The following is a 17,189-nucleotide window of genomic DNA, read 5'->3' as shown; positions in this document are numbered from 1 at the left end:
CGGGGGTGGGGCCGCCCGGGGCCCCCCGGGCGCGCCCCCCCCCCCCCCCGCGGGGGGGGGCGCCCCGGCCCCCCCCCCCCCCCCCCCCCCCCCCGGGGCCCCCGGGGGGGGGGCCCCCGGGGCCCCCCGGGCCGGGGTGGCTCGTTCCTACCTGACACCCGGTGGTCACTGGCACACCATCTGGCGCACCCTGGCGAACCGTGGCGAATAGTCGCCCGGCAACCTTCACGGGGCTAGTGTCAACTCAGCCGAGAACCTGGGGGCTTGACGTGAGCGGACAACCCAACACCCGCCTCTGCGACCTGTTCGGCCTGGCCGGCTGGTCGAAGGGTGAGCTCGCGAGGCTGGTCAACAAGCAGGCGGCGGCCATGGGCCACCCCCAGCTGTCGACCGACACCTCGCGGGTGCGGCGTTGGATCGACATGGGAGAGATCCCGCGCGATCCCGTGCCACGGGTATTGGCGGCTCTGTTCACCGAGCGTCTCGGCCGTGTCGTGACCATCGAGGACCTCGGTCTGGGACGACACGGGCGCACGGGGAAACGGCAGCGCGACGGGAATGCGGAACATCCCGAAGGAGTGCCGTGGGCGCCCGAGCGGACCGCCGCGGTCCTCACCGAATTCACGGGAATGGACCTCATGCTCAACCGACGCGGCTTGGTGGGTGCGGGCGCCGCGCTCGCCGCGGGATCCACACTCAGCAGCGCCATGCACGACTGGTTGCACACCGACCCGACCCTGAAGGCCGACGCCCCTGTCGTCGGCGATCCCCTGCACGCCGACCCCGCCGGGTTCGACCGCTACGAGGCCGCCCCCATCGGGTCGCAGGAGATCGAGGAACTGGAGCGCTCGGTCGAGGTGTTCCGCGCCTGGGACGCGGCCCGCGGCGGCGGGCTCCAGCGCAAGGCGGTCGTGGGCCAGCTCAACGAGGTGGGCGGCATGCTCGCCTACCGCCACCCACTCCATCTCCAGCGGCGCCTGTGGGGCGTCGCCGCCAACCTCGCCGTCCTCGCGGGCTGGATGTCGCACGACGTCGGCCTGGAGCCCACGGCCCAGAAGTACTTCGTCATCGCGGCCCACGCCGCCCGGGAGGGCGGTGACCGGCCACGCGCCGGTGAAGCCCTGTCGAGGGCGGCCCGGCAGATGGTGCACCTCGGCCGGCCCGACGACGCGCTGGACCTGATGAAGCTCGCCCAGACCGGTTCGGGGGAACGCCTCCAGCCGCGGACGAAGGCGATGTTCCACACCATCGAGGCCTGGGCGCAGGCGTCCATGGGCAAGGGCCAGGCGATGCGCCGCACCCTCGGGCACGCGGAGGACCTCTTCGTCTCCGACCGCGAGGACATCGAGACGCCGGGCTGGATGCAGACCTTCAAGGACGAGGATCTGTACGGCATGCAGGCGCTCGCCTACCGCACCCTCGCCGAGTTCGATCCGACGGCGGCGGCCCACGCCCAGTACTACGCGGAGAAGGCCCTGTCCCTGCGTGTCGACGGGCGGGAGCGGTCGAAGATCTTCGACCATCTGTCCATGGCCTCGGCCTGCTTCATCGCCGACGACCCCGAGCAGGCGGACCGCTACGCACGGCTCGCGCTGATGTCGATGGGGTCCAACTCGTCCCGTCGTACCTGGGACCGGCTGCGGCAGATGTACCGGCTCACCGCGGAGCACGCCGGCTACCCGAAGATCCAGGAACTGCGGGAGGAGATCAAGCTCGCCCTGCCGAGGACGAGGAAGAGTGACGACAGCGCACAGGCATAGAAGGCCTGTGCGCCATGTGCGCCACGTGTTCCACCGGTGACCACCGGCAAGAGGGCCGGACTTCGGAAGTCCAGCCCACTCGCTGATCCACTCGGTGGCCCTTTCGGCTCAGGTCAGTTCACGCGGTGACCTTGGCGACGAGTACACAGGCGTCGTCCACACGCTCGGCTCCGCCGAACTCCTCGACCACCGTCCGGACGCAGTCCTGCGCGGTGCGCGCCTCGCCGAAACGCGGGGCGAGGTCGAGCAGGCGGTCCCCTGCCGTGCTCCGGTCGTGTGCCGGCACCAGGCCGTCGGTGTGCAGCAGGAGCAGGTCGCCGGGCTCCAGGGTCACTTCGGCCTGCCCGTAGACGGCACCCGAGGTGGCGCCGAGCAGGATCCCGTCGGGTGCGCTCAGGACACGCCCCGTCCCGTTGCGATACAGCAGAGGGGCGGGGTGTCCTGCCTGCGCCCAGACCAGTGTGCGGGTCTCGGGCCGGTACTGGCAGCAGACGGTGCTGCACAGGGCGGGCTGGACGGCGGCGTCGAGTAACTGGTTGAGCATGGAGAGGAGTTGACCGGGTTCGGTGCCGGCCATCGCCATACCGCGTGCGGCGCCCAGCAGCATCGCCATGCCCGAAGCGACGGTCACGCCCTGCCCGGTGAGGTCGCCGACGGTCAGCAGCGTGGCACCGTCGGACAGTTCGAGGGCGTCGTACCAGTCGCCGCCGATCGGCGGGACGGCCGCCGGGGGCAGGTAGTGGGCGGCCAGATCGAGGGTCTGGGGTCCCCGGCGCGGGAGGCGCAGGGAGCCGCGCCATGGCGGCAGCACGGCTTCCTGCAGCTCGACCGCGAGCCGGTGCTCGGTCTGCTGCGCCTGCTTGCGGTGGTACCGCAAGGAGTCACGGGACTCGTGCACCGTCCGCCGGTGCCGGCGCAGCTCGCTGACGTCACGCAGCACCGCCCACATCGAGACGGTGCCGCCGTCGGCGCCCAGCACGGGTTCGCCCATCATGTGCACGGTCCGCACGGAGCCGTCGGGCCGCACGACACGGAACTCGCCGTCGATCGGCTTGGCGTCCACCAGGCAGTCCGTGACCATCGAGGTGAGTGTGCGCCGGTCCTCGTCGAGGACCAGGGCCGGGAGTTCGTCGAGGGTGAGCGCGGGCGCGGCCGGATCGAGGCCCAGGATCTGGTACAGCTCCCCGGACCAACTCGCCTCGTCGGTGAGCAGGTCCCACTCCGCACTCCCGACCCGGCTGAGCAGCGAGCCGGACGCAGGTGCCGCGCGCTCGGGCCGTGCGAGGGGGACCTCGGCGTACGCGGCCGGCTCGGAGAGCGCGGTGGAACCGGTGGGCTCCGTCCGCATGGGCTCCAGGCCGTCCCTCAGCTGCGCCAAGTGGGCGTCCAGGTCGTTGAGTTGGTGTAGCGCGAGGTCGTACAGCGCCCGCTGCCAGCGTTCCTCGGGGTCCGAATCGTCGCTCCGCGCGTCCCGTCGTACCGCGTCCACGTCCCCCTTGAGCCTGCGCGCCTGCGTTATCAGCGCCTCGACCGAGCCGCGTCCGGGCGGCTGGGCGGCTGGGCGGTCCGCGGAGACAGGGGACGGCATGACGTACTCCGATGGGGGAACGGTACGGCCACGGGGACGGAGGGACCGGTTACGACTGTCGCACAGCCCGCGACGCCCCGTAAGGGATTTGGCAACACACGATACGGTGGTGCTTTGGGCATATGCCAGAGGCTCCCGGGCGTGCTCTGTCCGGACGTTTCGCCTAGGTGTTGGGGGGCGTAAGTCGTAGAAGATCTACGGGAGTTGACGGACCCTCGCATATTCCGTGAGGAAACTCAAGCACGTGTTCGACGTGCATGTGTTCCCTGGTGATGCCTGCCGGTCGATACGCGCCAATTCTGTCCGGATCCGACGCCCTGGGAACCGCCGCTTCCGCCTCCTTAAAGACATGGACACCTTCGTCGAGCAATCCGCACAGGCCCGTCTGATCACCGCCGAGGACCGGGAGGTCCCGGTGTCGGCCGTCCTGCGGTACACCGCGGACGATCCACTGGCCGTCTTCGTGGACTTCCCGCCCGAGGCCACCCTGGAGGGCGGCGACGTCACCTGGACCTTCGCGCGCTCGCTGCTGGACCAGGGGATGCGCGCCCCGGCCGGGCGCGGGGACGTACAGATCTGGCCGCACGGCCGCACCCGGACGGTAGTGGAGTTCCACTCGCCGCACGGCCTCGCGATGCTCCAGTTCCCGACCTCCGCCCTGCGCCGCTTCCTGCTGCGCACCTACGCCGTGGTCGCCGCGGGCCAGGAGGACGTCGCCGGGGTCGTCGAGCGGGGGCTCGATGCCCTGTTCGGCGGCGTCTGAGGTCCCGACGGGACCAACGGGGCCGACGGCCGCCGTATTTGAATATTGTTCACTTTCGCCTCCCGCAAGGGTATGGCCTCTGACGATCGCCGCGGGCACCCTGACCCGCGGTGTGCCGCAGGGGCACTCCGCTGACGAGGACGGGGCGAATGACACCGATCAGCCGACGAGGCTTCGTGGGACTCGGCGCTTCCGTGGCGGCGGGCCTGGCGCTGGGCGCCGGCTCACGGACCGCGGCCGCGGCCGGGACCGCGACGACCGGCACGATCAAGGACGTGCAGCACGTGGTGATCCTCATGCAGGAGAACCGCAGCTTCGACCACTACTTCGGCCGTCTCAAAGGTGTGCGCGGTTTCGACGACCGCAGCGGCATCACGCTCGGCGCCGCGAACTCGGTCTTCAACCAGCCGAACGGCACGGGCCGGCAGTACCCCTGGAAGCTCAGCGCGACGCCCGCGGCGGGCGGCAAGGACGGCGAGACCCTCGCGCAGTGCAACGGCGACCTGCCGCACTCCTGGTCCTCGCAGCACTCCGCGTGGAACAAGGGGCGCCTGGACAACTGGGTGGCGGGCGTCGGGAACGTCCGCTCGCTCGGCTACCTGGACCGCTCCGACATCCCCTTCCACTACGCGCTCGCCGACAACTACACGATCTGCGACGCCTACTTCTGCTCCACGCTGAGCGCGACCGGCCCCAACCGCACCTTCCTGTGGAGCGGCAAGGTCGACTCCACCAGCTACGACGGCGGCGACGAGTCCGGCCTGACCTGGCAGACCTACGCGGAGGCGCTCCAGGCCGCCGGGGTCAGCTGGAAGGTCTACCAGAACGCCGCCGACAACTACGGCGACAACGGCTGCGCCTACTTCAAGAACTTCGCGAACGCCAAGCCCGGCGACCCGCTGTACGACCGGGGCATGTCCTCCGTCCCGAAGGTCACCGGCTCGAACCCGGACGACATCGCCGCCGCCATCAAGGCGGACGTCGTCGCGGGCACCCTCCCGCAGGTCTCCTGGATCGTGCCCAACCAGGCCTTCTCCGAGCACCCGTACGCCCCGCCCGGCGACGGCGCCCACTTCGTCAGCCTCGTCTACCAGGCCCTGGCCGCCGACAGCGCCGTGTTCGACTCGACCGTCCTGTTCCTCAACTACGACGAGAACGACGGCTTCTTCGACCACGTCCCGCCGCCGGCGCCGCCCGCCGGGACCGCCGGCGAGTTCCTGGGCGGGGTGCCGTACGGCTTCGGGTTCCGTGTCCCGATGATCGTCGTCTCGCCCTGGACGCGCGGCGGCTGGGTGTCCTCGGAGGTCTTCGAGCACACCTCGGTCCTGCGGTTCCTGGAGACCTGGACCACGGCCCTCGGCAAGCCCGTCGCCTGCCCCAACATCAGCGACTGGCGGCGCAAGGTGAGCGGCGACCTGACCGGCGTCTTCGACTTCGCCAACCCCGTCCACGGCCCGGTCGCGCTGCCCGCGACCAGTGTCATCGGCCTCAGCACCTGCGGGCCGCTGCCCAACCCGGTGCCGACGAACAACGCCCTGCCCGCCCAGGAGGCGGGCACCCGCCCGGCCCGCGCGCTGCCGTACCAGCCGGGCGGCTACCTGGACCACCTGGAGTTCGGGGCGGCCGGGAAGATCCTGGCCTGGTTCACCATGACCAACCAGGGCGCCCCCGCCACCCGGGCCGCCCACTTCTCCCTGCACCCCAACGCCTACCGCGACACCACGCCCTGGCAGTACACCGTGGACGCGGGCGGCACCGCCACCGACTCCTTCAACATCGGCACGGGCTTCGGCGCCGGCAAGTACGACGTGACGATGGTCGGCCCCAACCGGTTCCTGTGCCGCTTCCAGGGCGACGCGACCAAGGCGGGCAAGTCGGCCGAGGTGCGCCCCCGTTACGCGGTCGAGCCCGGCACCGGCAAACCGGCCGTCTACTTCAAGATGACCAACTCGGGCCCCTCGCCGGTGAAGTTCACCATCACTTCCAACCACTACCGCGGCGACGGCCCCTGGACCTACACCGTCGCCGCGGGCGCCTCGACGGAGGACTTCTTCAACGCCGTCGCCTACCAGAACGGCTGGTACGACTTCACGGTGACCGTCGACTCCGACGCGACCTGGTCGCGCCGGTTCACCGGCCACCTGGAGACCGGCGCCGCGAGCGTCAGCGGCTGATCTCGGCGTACAGGTCCGGGCGCGGGGCCAGGTCGACGGCCGTCCGGCCGCCGGTCTCCAGCGCCCGGACCCCCGCCTCGGCGACGACCGAGGCGGCATAGCCGTCCCACGCGCTCGGGCCGGTCACCTCGCCACGCCGGGTGGCGTCCACCCAGGCCTGCACCTCGCGGTCGTAGGCGTCGGCGAAGCGCACCAGATAGTCCTGGGCCACCTCCTCGGCCGCGCCGCCCCGGGTCGTGACCACCATGGTGTGCTGTTCGCCGATCCGGGCGCTGCCCGCCTCGCACACCGCCTCGCAGCGCACCTGGTAGCCGAAGCCGCTGTTGACGAAGACCTCCACGTCGACGAGGGCCCCGCGCTCCGTCTCGAACACCACGAACTGCGGGTCGGCCAGGCCGTCCGGCGCGCCGGACGAGGACGCCGGCCGCAGCACGGTGACCGCCGTCAGCTCCTGTCCGAGCAGCCAGCGGGCGGCGTCGATCTCGTGCGAGACGGAGCTGTCGATCAGCATGGCGCTGGTGAAGCCGGGCGGGGAGGAGACGTTGCGGTGGGTGCAGTGCAGCATCAGAGGACGGCCCAGGCCGCCCCCGTCCAGCAGGGACTTCAGACGCCGGTACTCCGTGTCGTAGCGGCGCATGAAGCCGATCTGCGCCAGCCGGCGGCCGAGTCCGGCCTCCGCCTCCACGATCCTCAGCGCGCCGGTGGGGTCCGGCACCATGGGTTTCTCGCACAGCACGGGCAGACCGCGCTCGAAGGCCGCGAGCAGTGCCTCCTCGTGCGCGGGGCCGGGGGAGGCGATCAGCACGGCCGCCACGCCGGGTGCGTCGAGCGCGGCCACCGGGTCCGCGTGGACGCCGACCCCGTCCAGTCCGGCCACGGCCGCCTTCGCCCGCCCGACATCGGGATCGGCTACGGCCGCCACCCTGGCACCACTCACCACCTTCTCAAGGCGCCTTATGTGGTCGGCTCCCATGTGTCCCGCACCCAGTACGGCCACACCCAGCAGGTCACCCATGCACGTGCTCCCTCTCTGCCTCCGCCGGTGGACAGGCCGTAGCGTACGCAGGGGGTCAAAGACCGGGCGCCGGTGAGAAATCCCCGGTCGGCCCCGGTGACGGACCGCGTCCCCGCCCATTACCGTACCGGTCGGTAACCAAACCCCGCCGCACCCGCCCAGGAGGCCCCCATGCCGCAGCTCGACGTCGACGGCGCCGCACTGACGTACGACGATGAGGGCCCGCGCGACGCGGCGGACGTGCCGGTGGTGTTCGTCCACGGCTGGACCGCGAACCGGCACCGCTGGGACCACCAGATGACGCACTTCGCCGAGCGGCGCCGGGTGATCCGGCTGGACCTGCGCGGGCACGGGGAGAGCACCGGGGCCGGCGTACGAACGATCGCGGAGCTGGCGAGCGACGTCCTCACCCTCCTCGACCACCTGGAGATCGAGCGCTTCGTCCTGGTCGGCCACTCCATGGGCGGAATGATCTCCCAGACCATCACCCTCGCCCACCCCGACCGGGTGGAGCGGATGGTGCTGGTCGACTCGATCGCCCGGATGACGTACAGCCGGGGCCGGGGCCTGCTCATGGCGGCCTCCACCCTGGTCCCGTTCAAGCTGTTCGTCGCCACCAACATCCGGCGGGCGTTCAAGCCCGGATACCCGCGCGAGGAGATCCGGCGGCACATCCGCGACTCGGCGCAGACCTCGCGCGAGGTCGTCATGACGCTGTACGGCGCCATGCGCGCCTTCGACGTCCTCGACCGTGTCGGCGAGATCCGCACGCCCACCCTGATGGTGCACGGCTACGACGACATCCAGCTGCCGGTGCGGCAGATGCTCCGGATGGCCAAGGCCTACCCGGACGCGGAGGTCCGCATCATCGACGCCGGGCACGAGCTGCCGGTCGAGAAGCCGGCCGAACTGACCGAGACGCTGGACCGGTTCCTGACCAGGGCGTCCTGACCGCGGCACTCGGTCGCGGCATGGCTGCGTTCCATGCGGTGAAGGCCGTGCCGTGAAGTCCGCCCGTGAGGGCCGCACTATGAAGGCCGTGCGATGAAGTCCGCACCGTGAAGGCCGTGCGGTGAAGGCCGCGTCGGCAGGTCGCTTGGGGAAGTTTTTGCCCGCGGCCGATTACCGGTGCCCCTGGCCCGGCGTTGCGGCCGTCCCCGGATCTCGTACGGGCAAAACCTGGCCGAAACCGTCGGGGCGGGGAGCCGGACGGGCGACGCCCGCGTTGACCGCGGCGCCTGCCTGACGGAGGCTCGTTCTATAGGTGCTCAATACAACCGGTTTGACAGCCATCCCCGCCCACCCTGGAAAGGCGCAGGTGAGCGGGGGGGGACTGCGGGCCGGAGGCAGGAGATAGCGCATGTGCGGCATTACTGGATGGGTCTCCTTCGACCGCGACCTCGGCACCGAGGCCGCTGTACTGGATGCGATGACCGAGACGATGGCCTGTCGCGGCCCGGACGACCGCGGCACCTGGACGCAGGGCCCCGCCGCCCTCGGACACCGCCGGCTCGCCATCATCGACCTCCCCGGCGGCCGTCAGCCGATGTCGGTCGGCACACCGCAGGGAGACGTCGCCCTGGTCTATTCCGGGGAGGCGTACAACTTCACCGAACTGCGCCGTGAACTCGCGGACCGCGGCCACCGGTTCATCACCGACTCCGACACCGAGGTCGTCCTGCACGGCTACCTCGAATGGGGCGACGCCGTCGCCGAGCGGATCAACGGCATGTACGCCTTCGCCGTCTGGGACGCCCGCCACCAGCGGCTCGTGATGATCCGCGACCGTATGGGCATCAAGCCGCTCTACTATTCCCCGACTCCCGACGGCGTCCTGTTCGGTTCCGAGCCCAAGGCGATCCTCGCCCACCCGATGGTCCGCCCCCGCGTCGCCCTGGACGGCCTGCGCGAGCTGTTCACGCTGATCAAGACGCCCGGCCACGCGATCTGGGACGGCATGCGCGAGGTCGAACCCGGCACGGTCGTCACCGTCGACCGCGAGGGGATCACCACCCGCGTCTACTGGCAGCTGGAGACCCGCCCGCACCTCGACGACCGGGACACCACCATCGCCACCGTGCGCACGCTCCTCGACGACATCGTGCGCCGCCAGCTCATCGCCGACGTCCCGCGCTGCACGCTGCTCTCCGGCGGCCTCGACTCCTCCGCCATGACGGCACTCGCCGCCCGGCAGCTCGCCGCAGAGGGTGAGAAGGTGCGCAGCTTCTCCGTCGACTTCGTCGGCCAGACCGCCAACTTCGTCGCCGACGAACTGCGCGCCACGCCCGACACCCCGTTCGTGCACGACGTGGCCCGGCTCGCCGGAACCGCACACCAGGACATCATCCTGGACGCCCAGTCCCTCGCCGCCCCCGAGGTCCGCGCGAAGGTGATCCGCGCCCGCGACCTGCCGGCCGGGTTCGGCGACATGGACGCCTCGCTCCTGCTGCTCTTCCGTGCCATCCGCGACGAGTCCACCGTCGCCCTGTCCGGTGAGTCCGCGGACGAGGTCTTCGGCGGCTACCAGCAGTTCTTCGACGAGGACGCCCGCGGCGCCGACACCTTCCCCTGGCTGGTGAGTCTCGGCCGCGCCTTCGGCGACGACGCGGGCATCCTGCGCCCCGACCTGACGAAGGCACTGGACCTCGGGGGATACGTCGCCGACGGCTACCGCACGGCCGTCGCCGGCATCCGGCGCCTGGACGGCGAGAGCGACTTCGAGTACCGCATGCGGCAGATGTCCCACCTGCACCTGACGCGTTTCGTCCGCGCCCTGCTCGACCGCAAGGACCGCATGAGCATGGCCGTCGGCCTGGAGGTCCGGGTGCCGTTCTGCGACCACCGGCTCGTGGAGTACGTGTACAACACGCCCTGGTCGCTGAAGTCCTTCGACGGCCGCGAGAAGAGCCTGCTGCGGGAGGCCACCGCGGACCTGCTGCCGCGCTCGGTCTACCAGCGGGTGAAGAGCCCGTACCCGTCCACACAGGACCCGCAGTACGCCAGCGCCCTGCGGGATCAGGTCCAGGACCTCGTCGCCCGGCCCTCCCACCGCGTCTTCGAGCTGGTGGACCGCGAGAAGGTCCGGGCGATCGCCGAACGCGAGGCACCAGCCGGCACCCAGGCAGCCCGTCGCGGCCTGGAACGCACCCTGGACCTCGCCGTGTGGCTGGACCTGTACTCCCCGGAGCTGACCGTGAGCTGAGGCGTGTGACCTGGCTCCGGGGCCGACCCTGAACCGTGGTGTGTGGCGGGGCCTGCGGTCCGGGGCCGGTCTTCAGCCGAGGCCGATGGCCCGGTCCGCCCGTGCCGCCGTGGGCTGCCACCACGTCGTCACCGGCTCCCACACCCGGATGTCCCGTCCGGTGCCGAGCCGTGCGGCGGTGAAGGTGCGGCCCCAGTGGGACGCGGACGCCGCCACGGTGAGCGTGCCCGTCCGGCGGGTCTCGGGGTCCGCCGGATCGACGATGGTACGGACGGCCGCGTACGCCGTCACGCCCGCCCCGAGCCGGTAGGTACCGCTGCCTGCGTCCGGCACCGGCAGCGCGGCCCCGTCCAGGCCACCGAAGGTGATCGTGGGCACCCGGTCGACGACACAGGCGCGCGTCCCCTGATTGGTGACGCCGAAACGGATCACCGACGGGTCGGCGGGCACGGCCCTCGCGTCCACGGCCAGCACCTTCTCCGCGCAGCGGGCGGGCGCGGCCCGTACCGAGGAGGCCTGGCTCTGCGGCGCGGTGACCAGCAGGGCCGCGGCGCAGACGACAGGTACGGCGAGTGCGGCACGGACGAGCATGGTGGATTCCCCCTGTCGCGGTCGGGTTCGGGTCCGGTGGGCCGAGGCACACCTGCCCCGTGTGACGCCGGGGACGACCGGAAGGTTGTGCCGAAATCGGCGCTGTCACCCGTTTGCGCCCGGCCTGTCACGAGCCGGAGCCGTCCGCGGTGGAACGCCAGCCGTTGCGGTCCGCCGGGCACGAACTGCCGCTCGCGGGCAGGTCGCCGTACAGCAGGAAGTCGTCGACCTTGCGGTGCACGCACTTGGACGAGGCGTAGCCGGTGTGTCCGTCGCCCTTGTTGTCGAGCACGACGGCCGCCGGGCCGAGCCGCCGGGCCGTCTCCACGGTCCAGCGGTACGGCGTCGCGGGATCGCCTCGTGTGCCCACGAGCAGGATGCTCGCCGAGGGGACGTCCTTGACCCGGTCGCGGATGAAGTCCGTGCCCTTGGGGCGGCCGTAGCACATCAGCAGCTGGGTGAGCCGGTAGCGGCCGAACACCGGTGACGCCTCGTCGTACACGGCCCGCAGGGTCCCCAGGTCCTTGGTGATCCGGGCGGCGCTCGGACGGTCGGGGTCGTCCGCGCAGTTGATCGCCAGCAGTGCGGCCGAGAGGTTGTCCGCGGGGATGTTCTGGGCGTCGACCAGTCCGCCGTTCTTCGGGCCGGGTTTCTTGGGGCCGGGTTTCTTCGGGCCGGGCTTTTTCGGGGCGGGTTTCGTCGGGCCGGGCCGCTCGGCCCGCGGCGGGAGGCCGATCCCGCCGGCGGCGAAGTTCAGCACCGCCCGGGTGTCCCCGTCCTCGACGAGGGAGGACAGCGCCCGCTGCAGAGAGGGCCACAGGTCCTTGCTGTAGAGGGCCTGCCCGATGGCGCCCACCAGGTCCTGGCCGTTGAACACGCCGCCGAAGTCCGTCGGCACCGGGTTCTCGTCGAGCGAGCGCACGAGCCGCGTCACCTGGGCGTCGGCCATGCGCCGGTCCTGCCCGAACGGACAGGCGATGTCCGTCGCGCACCAGTCCAGGAAGTCGTCCAGCGCCGTCTGCTGCCCCTCGGCGGTCGCCGCCCCCTGCTCGGCCAGCGACTCGGTGAGGGTGTCCACGCCGTCCAGGGTCATCCGGCCGACCTTGTGCGGGAACTGCGCCGCGTACACAGCGCCGAGCCGGGTCCCGTACGAGAAGCCCAGGTAGTTGAGCTTCTTGTCGCCGAGGGCCTGGCGTATGACGTCCAGGTCGCGTGCCGCGTCGACCGTCCCCATGTGCTTCAGGACCGGGCCGGAGCTCTTGGCACACTCCTCGGCGGACTGCCGCAGCTGCTTGAGCAGAACCTGCGGACGGTCGATGTCGCTCTGCTCGTCGGTCACGGCCGGCGGGAGCGCCTCGCCCTGTCCGCAACTGACCGGCGAGGAGCGGCCCACGCCGCGCGGATCGAACGTGACCACGTCGTAGCCGTTGGTCAGGTCCATGAAGTCCTTGCCGCCGGCGGCGAGCTGACCGACGCCCGGGACGCCCGGTCCGCCGAAGTTCAGCAGCACCGATCCGCGGGACGGCCCCGTCGCCCGGTAGCGGGCCAGAGCCAGGTCCAGCGTGCCGTCGGCGGGACGCGCGTAGTCGAGCGGGACGGTCACCTTCCCGCACTGGAGGTCCCGGGGCATGTCCGGGCCCTTGCAGGCCGCCCACACCGCCTTCTGCCGGTAGAACCGCGACAGGTCGGGCTCGGACCGGGCGGCGGCGGCCGTGGGCAGCCCGGCCCCGAGCAGCGCCAGCGTGAGGACCCCCGCACCCGCGCCGCGTCGCAGGGCGGGCCGTGAGGACAGCTTGGCCAGCATCGATCGCCTCCCGGGGCGCACCCGCTGCGGTCCCGGGCTACGCCCTCCTCACGATAGGCGGGCCCTGTCGGGCACGCCTCCCGGCGAGCGGACGGACGGGCCGTGACGTACCCTTCGCCCCCTCTGTGTTGATCAACGGCAAATCGATCGCTTTACAAGGAGTTCGAATGATCGATCCACTCATGAGAGTGAAGGTGCGTTTAGCCATAACTCGAATGGTTCTCCAGCGTTTTATGTGGTGCGGGTGAGTGCCCGCGACGAACTCTGGAAGGCAGGGAACTATGAGACGGGCTACCCGATACGGTGTCCTCGCTGTCGCCGCCTCTGGGGCGATGGCCGTGGCGATGCCGGTGTCCGCCGCCTTCGCCGGTGATGGTGCCTCCGCCGACGGCTCAGCGGCCGGATCGCCCGGTGTGATCTCCGGCAACAGCGTGCAGCTCCCCGTGCACGTGCCGGTGAACGTGTGTGGCAACACGGTTGACGTGGTGGGACTCCTCAACCCCTCCATGGGCAACACGTGTACGAACGGCGGCGGCGACGCGGGCGCGGGTGCGTCCTCGACGTCCGGCGGCGCCACGGCGCAGGGGGGTACGAAGGACTCGCCCGGCGTGGTCTCCGGCAACGAGATCCAGCTCCCCGTCCACCTGCCGGTGAACATCAGCGGGAACAGCGTGGATGTGGTCGGAGTGGCCAACCCGGTCTTCGGCAACCACTCGTCCAACACCGGCGGTCACACCACCACCACCACCACCCCGCCGCCTCCGACGACGCCACCGACGGTGACGACCCCGCCGAGGTCGACGCCGACCAAGCCGAAGCCCGCGGCGCCCGTCAAGTCCCGCCCGGCACCGCGCGCGGTCCCGGAGCAGGCCGTGGGCGCCCTCGCCCACACCGGAACGGACCTGACGGCCCCCGCGGTCGCCGGCAGCATCGCGCTGGTCGTGACGGGCGCGACCCTGTACCGGCGCTGCCGACCGGGCCGCACCCGCTGACCCGTCCCTCGGCACAGCCCCACCGGACGCCGGCCCGGTGGGGCTTTTCGTCGCGGCCGGCAAGACCGGACCGAGCGCAAAAACGGCGAAGCACACCGACGACGTCACCGGCCCCCAGGACCTCGTCGTCACGCAGGCCACCCTCGCCGACTGGTCGGTGGCCAGCGGGTGTTCTGTGTCTCCGCGCTCGAACTCGGCTGACCCGGCACGGCATTTGGCGGCGCCGAGGTGCCGGTACGGTTCAGTCCGTGGCGCCCTGGCGCCTGCGGTGCAGTTGGCGCACCTGCTCGACCAGTTCCGGTACCGGCCCCTCGACGCTCACGCCTGGGGCCACCTCGTTCACCGGCAGCGCCCGTACCGGCGCCTGAGGTACACCCAACTCACCCAGCCAGGCGGCGAGTTGTGCGGAAGAGGCGACGTACACGATGCGGCCGAGACCCACCCAGGCGTGCGCGGCCGCGCACATCGGGCAGTGCTCGCCCGAGGTGTAGACGGTCGCCGCGGCGCGCTCCGCGGGCGACATGTGGGCGGCCGACCAGCGGGCCAGCTCGAACTCCGGATGCCGGGTGTGGTCCCCGGAAGCCACCCGGTTGCGGTCCTCGGCCAGCACCGTGCCGTCACCGGCGACGAGCACCGACCCGAAGGGTTCGTCACCCGCCTCCAGCGCCTCACGGGCCAGATCCACACAGCGGCGCAGATACCGCAGCTCAGTGTCCTTCACCATCGACTCCCGGCCTCCTCGCGGCAAGATCTCCGGCTGTGCAGGCTACGGGCACCGGGAGCGGGCCGGGCACTTCCACGCCGACCGAGCCGAAATCCCGTTGCCCCGCCGGGAGGCGGATGCTGGAGTGAGGCCATGGATCACTCCACGGTTCTCGCCCTCTACGACCGGGACATGCGCGAGGGCGCGCGTCCCGACGGACCCGGTGCGCGCATCGAGCGGACCGGCGCCGTGGTGCGCCAGGTGGCCGACGCGCAAGGATGGAACGGCGTCCTGTGGTCCCGTCTGGACCCGGCGGACGCGGACCGCGCGATCGGTGAGCAGATCGCCCACTTCACCGCCCTGGGCCGGGACTTCGAGTGGAAGCTCTACGCCCATGACGAGCCGCACGACCTCGGCGCCCGCCTCACCGCCGCCGGCTTCCGGGCCGAGCCCGAGGAGACCCTGATGATCGGGGAGACCGCCCAGCTGGCCGTGGACACCGGACCGCCCACGGGCGTCAGCCTCGTCCAGGTCACCGACACGGCCGGGATCGGCCTCGTCGTGGACGTGCACGACCAGGCCTTCGGCACCGACGGGACCCGGCTGCGCCACCAGCTGCTCGCCCAGCTCGCCGCGAACCCCGGCGCCGCCGTGGCCGTGCTCGCACTGGCCGGTGACGAACCGGTCGGCGCCGCCCGCATCGAGCTGACCCCCGGCACCCGCTTCGCCGGCCTGTGGGGCGGCGGCATCGTCGAGTCCTGGCGCGGCCGGGGCATCTACCGGGCCCTGGTCGCCCACCGCGCCCGGGTGGCCGCCGAGCACGGTTACCGCTACCTCCAGGTGGACGCCTCGGCCATGAGCCGGCCGATCCTGGCCCGCCTGGGCCTGCACGCGCTGAGCACCACGACGCCGTATCTGTACGGGGACTGACGGGCCCGCAGGCGGCGGCGCGCGGGGTGGTGGCTCCCTCCGGTTATTGCCGGGACTTTCTGTTCATCGGGGAGTCATGCCATGTACCTTTCAATCGGTTGACGCGTGGAGAAACCTCAAGCGGGTTCTACGCGCGCAGATTTGGCGCCCCCACCGATTGTCCCCACCCCTCAGGGAGGTTCGCCGGATGCTCGGATCCCGGAGATCCCGCCGCAGGTTCACCACGGCCCTGGCCGGTTTCGGGCTGCTGCTCACCGGAGCGGCCGTCCAGCTCGGCACCAGTGCCACCCCCGCCCACGCGGCCACCCCACACCGCGTCCTGTTCGACAACGCCCACGCGGAGACGGCCGGCAACGCCGACTGGATCATCTCCACCAGCCAGCCCGACCCGCTCGGCCAGGACGCCACCCCGTCCGCCGAGACCGACTGGACCGGCGCCCTGTCCTCCTGGGGCGTGGCGCTCCAGAAGACCGGCGAATACAGCCTGAAGACGCTGCCCACGGGGTCCAGCCTCAGCTACGGCGGCTCCTCCTCGACGGACCTCTCGAACTTCGACACGCTGGTCCTGCCGGAGCCGAACACGCTGTTCACAGCCGCCGAGAAGACGGCGATCATGAACTTCGTGAAGAACGGCGGCGGTCTGTTCATGATCTCCGACCACAACGGATCCGACCGCAACAACGACGGCTCCGACTCGGTCAAGATCCTCAACGACCTGATGACGAACAACAGCGTCGACTCCACCGACCCGTTCGGCTTCTCCATCGACGTGCTGAACATCACCAAGGACTACCCGTCCGCCATCAGCGACAGCACGAACCCCGTCCTGCACGGCTCGTTCGGCACCGTCAGCAAGAGCCTGATCGCCAACGGCACCACCGCCACCCTCAAGCCTGCCGACAACCCCGCGGTCAAGGGCCTTGTCTACCGCACCGGTTACTCGGGCAACACCGGCGCCTTCTTCCTGACCAGCAGCTTCGGCAGCGGCCGGGTCGCCTACTGGGGCGACAGCTCGCCCATCGACGACGGCACCGGCCAGAGCGGGAACACGCTGTACGACGGCTGGAACGACACCGGCGCCACCAACGCGGCCCTCGCCCTCAACGCCACCGCCTGGCTGGCCGGTTCGGGCACCACGGGTGGCGGGGGCGGCGGGGGCGGCACCTGCACCGCCGCCCAGCTGCTGGCCAACCCCGGCTTCGAGTCCGGCGCCACCTCCTGGACCGCCACCAGCGGTGTCATCACCAACGACACCGGCGAGGCCGCCCACGCCGGCTCCTACAAGGCCTGGCTCAACGGCTACGGCACGGCTCACACCGACACCCTCGCGCAGACGGTGACCATCCCCGCCGGCTGCACGAGCGCGTCCCTGAGCTTCTACCTCCACGTCGACACCGCCGAGACCACCACCTCGACGGCGTACGACACCCTGAAGGCGCAGGTCGTGGACAGCAGTGGAACGGTGCTGTCGACCCTCGCGACCTACTCGAACCTGAACGCGGCCGGCGGCTACACCAAGCGCAGCTTCAACCTCGCGAGCTACGCGGGCCAGACGGTCACGATCAAGTTCACCGGCACCGAGGGCACCCAGCTCGCCACGTCGTTCGTCGTGGACGACACCGCGCTCGACGTCTCCTGAAGCGAACGGGGGCGGGCCGTCAGGGCCC

13 protein-coding genes are annotated in these 17,189 nt (G+C 71.3%); 8 read left to right on the top strand and 5 right to left on the bottom strand.

All coding sequences use genetic code 11. The features are described 5' to 3' along the window. Positions 1-269: 269 nt before the first annotated feature. Complete coding sequence (locus ACGFYV_RS28975) at positions 270-1,760, top strand: hypothetical protein (RefSeq protein ID WP_393881444.1); 1,491 nt, start codon at positions 270-272, stop codon at positions 1,758-1,760. A 118-nt stretch (positions 1,761-1,878) separates the two neighbouring features. On the opposite strand, the gene ACGFYV_RS28970 is transcribed toward ACGFYV_RS28975, so the two are convergent. Next, the gene (locus ACGFYV_RS28970) at positions 1,879-3,348 is read right to left on the bottom strand and encodes a PP2C family protein-serine/threonine phosphatase (RefSeq protein WP_393881443.1); all 1,470 of its coding nucleotides are present in this window, start codon (positions 3,346-3,348) and stop codon (positions 1,879-1,881) included. A 349-nt stretch (positions 3,349-3,697) separates the two neighbouring features. Here ACGFYV_RS28970 and ACGFYV_RS28965 point away from each other — a divergent pair, with 349 nt between their 5' ends. Both ACGFYV_RS28965 and ACGFYV_RS28960 read left to right on the top strand, forming a co-directional pair. After that, positions 3,698-4,111: an SsgA family sporulation/cell division regulator gene (locus ACGFYV_RS28965; protein ID WP_393881442.1), complete on the top strand. Its 414-nt coding sequence runs from the start codon at positions 3,698-3,700 to the stop codon at positions 4,109-4,111. A gap of 149 nt (positions 4,112-4,260) precedes the next feature. After that, positions 4,261-6,285, top strand: a complete 2,025-nt coding sequence (locus tag ACGFYV_RS28960; RefSeq protein ID WP_393881441.1) for a phosphocholine-specific phospholipase C — start codon at positions 4,261-4,263, stop codon at positions 6,283-6,285. Here ACGFYV_RS28960 and ACGFYV_RS28955 read toward each other — a convergent pair. Then, positions 6,275-7,300, bottom strand: coding sequence for a Gfo/Idh/MocA family protein (locus ACGFYV_RS28955; RefSeq protein ID WP_393881440.1), 1,026 nt, complete (start codon positions 7,298-7,300; stop codon positions 6,275-6,277). The two genes, ACGFYV_RS28960 and ACGFYV_RS28955, sit on opposite strands and share 11 nt — an antisense overlap. Positions 7,301-7,471: 171 nt before the next feature. Between ACGFYV_RS28955 and ACGFYV_RS28950 the strand changes: the two genes are divergently transcribed. After that, positions 7,472-8,251 (top strand): alpha/beta fold hydrolase, encoded by a 780-nt coding sequence (locus tag ACGFYV_RS28950; protein ID WP_393881439.1) that lies wholly within the window; start codon positions 7,472-7,474, stop codon positions 8,249-8,251. A 409-nt stretch (positions 8,252-8,660) separates the two neighbouring features. Beyond that, entirely contained in the window at positions 8,661-10,502 is a 1,842-nt protein-coding gene (gene asnB / locus ACGFYV_RS28945; RefSeq protein WP_393881438.1) for an asparagine synthase (glutamine-hydrolyzing), read from the top strand. Positions 10,503-10,574: 72 nt separating this feature from the next. On the opposite strand, the gene ACGFYV_RS28940 is transcribed toward asnB, so the two are convergent. Together ACGFYV_RS28940 and ACGFYV_RS28935 are read right to left on the bottom strand one after the other, a co-directional pair. Continuing rightward, positions 10,575-11,093, bottom strand: coding sequence for a DUF4232 domain-containing protein (locus ACGFYV_RS28940; RefSeq protein ID WP_393881437.1), 519 nt, complete (start codon positions 11,091-11,093; stop codon positions 10,575-10,577). A 127-nt stretch (positions 11,094-11,220) separates the two neighbouring features. Then, positions 11,221-12,897, bottom strand: a complete 1,677-nt coding sequence (locus tag ACGFYV_RS28935) for an alpha/beta hydrolase (protein ID WP_393881436.1) — start codon at positions 12,895-12,897, stop codon at positions 11,221-11,223. Positions 12,898-13,229: 332 nt separating this feature from the next. Here ACGFYV_RS28935 and ACGFYV_RS28930 point away from each other — a divergent pair, with 332 nt between their 5' ends. After that, on the top strand, positions 13,230-13,889 hold the full coding sequence (locus ACGFYV_RS28930) for a chaplin (protein ID WP_393881435.1): 660 nt from the start codon (positions 13,230-13,232) through the stop codon (positions 13,887-13,889). Positions 13,890-14,130: 241 nt separating this feature from the next. Here the strand turns inward: ACGFYV_RS28930 and ACGFYV_RS28925 are convergent, their stop codons facing one another. Continuing rightward, a complete protein-coding gene (locus ACGFYV_RS28925; RefSeq protein WP_393881434.1) occupies positions 14,131-14,613 on the bottom strand; it encodes a nucleoside deaminase in 483 nt (160 codons plus the stop codon). 132 nt (positions 14,614-14,745) lie between these two features. Between ACGFYV_RS28925 and ACGFYV_RS28920 the strand changes: the two genes are divergently transcribed. Beyond that, positions 14,746-15,522, top strand: a complete 777-nt coding sequence (locus tag ACGFYV_RS28920) for a GNAT family N-acetyltransferase (RefSeq protein WP_393881433.1) — start codon at positions 14,746-14,748, stop codon at positions 15,520-15,522. A gap of 187 nt (positions 15,523-15,709) precedes the next feature. Then, a complete protein-coding gene (locus ACGFYV_RS28915) occupies positions 15,710-17,161 on the top strand; it encodes a hydrolase (protein ID WP_393881432.1) in 1,452 nt (483 codons plus the stop codon). Positions 17,162-17,189 lie beyond the last annotated feature (28 nt).

The sequence above is a fragment of the Streptomyces sp. NPDC048297 genome, from assembly GCF_043201585.1.
GTDB lineage: Bacteria > Actinomycetota > Actinomycetes > Streptomycetales > Streptomycetaceae > Streptomyces.
This window is presented reverse-complemented; position numbering and strand designations above follow the sequence as displayed.

Excerpts from the sequence above, each read along its gene's own strand:
- ACGFYV_RS28935 (WP_393881436.1), bottom strand. The coding sequence starts at position 12,897 with ATGCTGGCCAAGCTGTCCTCACGGCCCGCCCTGCGACGCGGCGCGGGT.
- ACGFYV_RS28915 (WP_393881432.1), top strand. The coding sequence starts at position 15,710 with ATGCTCGGATCCCGGAGATCCCGCCGCAGGTTCACCACGGCCCTGGCC.
- asnB (WP_393881438.1), top strand. The coding sequence starts at position 8,661 with ATGTGCGGCATTACTGGATGGGTCTCCTTCGACCGCGACCTCGGCACC.
- ACGFYV_RS28950 (WP_393881439.1), top strand. The coding sequence starts at position 7,472 with ATGCCGCAGCTCGACGTCGACGGCGCCGCACTGACGTACGACGATGAG.
- ACGFYV_RS28930 (WP_393881435.1), top strand. The coding sequence starts at position 13,230 with ATGGCCGTGGCGATGCCGGTGTCCGCCGCCTTCGCCGGTGATGGTGCC.
- ACGFYV_RS28955 (WP_393881440.1), bottom strand. The coding sequence starts at position 7,300 with ATGGGTGACCTGCTGGGTGTGGCCGTACTGGGTGCGGGACACATGGGA.
- ACGFYV_RS28940 (WP_393881437.1), bottom strand. The coding sequence starts at position 11,093 with ATGCTCGTCCGTGCCGCACTCGCCGTACCTGTCGTCTGCGCCGCGGCC.
- ACGFYV_RS28970 (WP_393881443.1), bottom strand. The coding sequence starts at position 3,348 with ATGCCGTCCCCTGTCTCCGCGGACCGCCCAGCCGCCCAGCCGCCCGGA.
- ACGFYV_RS28925 (WP_393881434.1), bottom strand. The coding sequence starts at position 14,613 with ATGGTGAAGGACACTGAGCTGCGGTATCTGCGCCGCTGTGTGGATCTG.
- ACGFYV_RS28960 (WP_393881441.1), top strand. The coding sequence starts at position 4,261 with ATGACACCGATCAGCCGACGAGGCTTCGTGGGACTCGGCGCTTCCGTG.
- ACGFYV_RS28920 (WP_393881433.1), top strand. The coding sequence starts at position 14,746 with ATGGATCACTCCACGGTTCTCGCCCTCTACGACCGGGACATGCGCGAG.
- ACGFYV_RS28965 (WP_393881442.1), top strand. The coding sequence starts at position 3,698 with ATGGACACCTTCGTCGAGCAATCCGCACAGGCCCGTCTGATCACCGCC.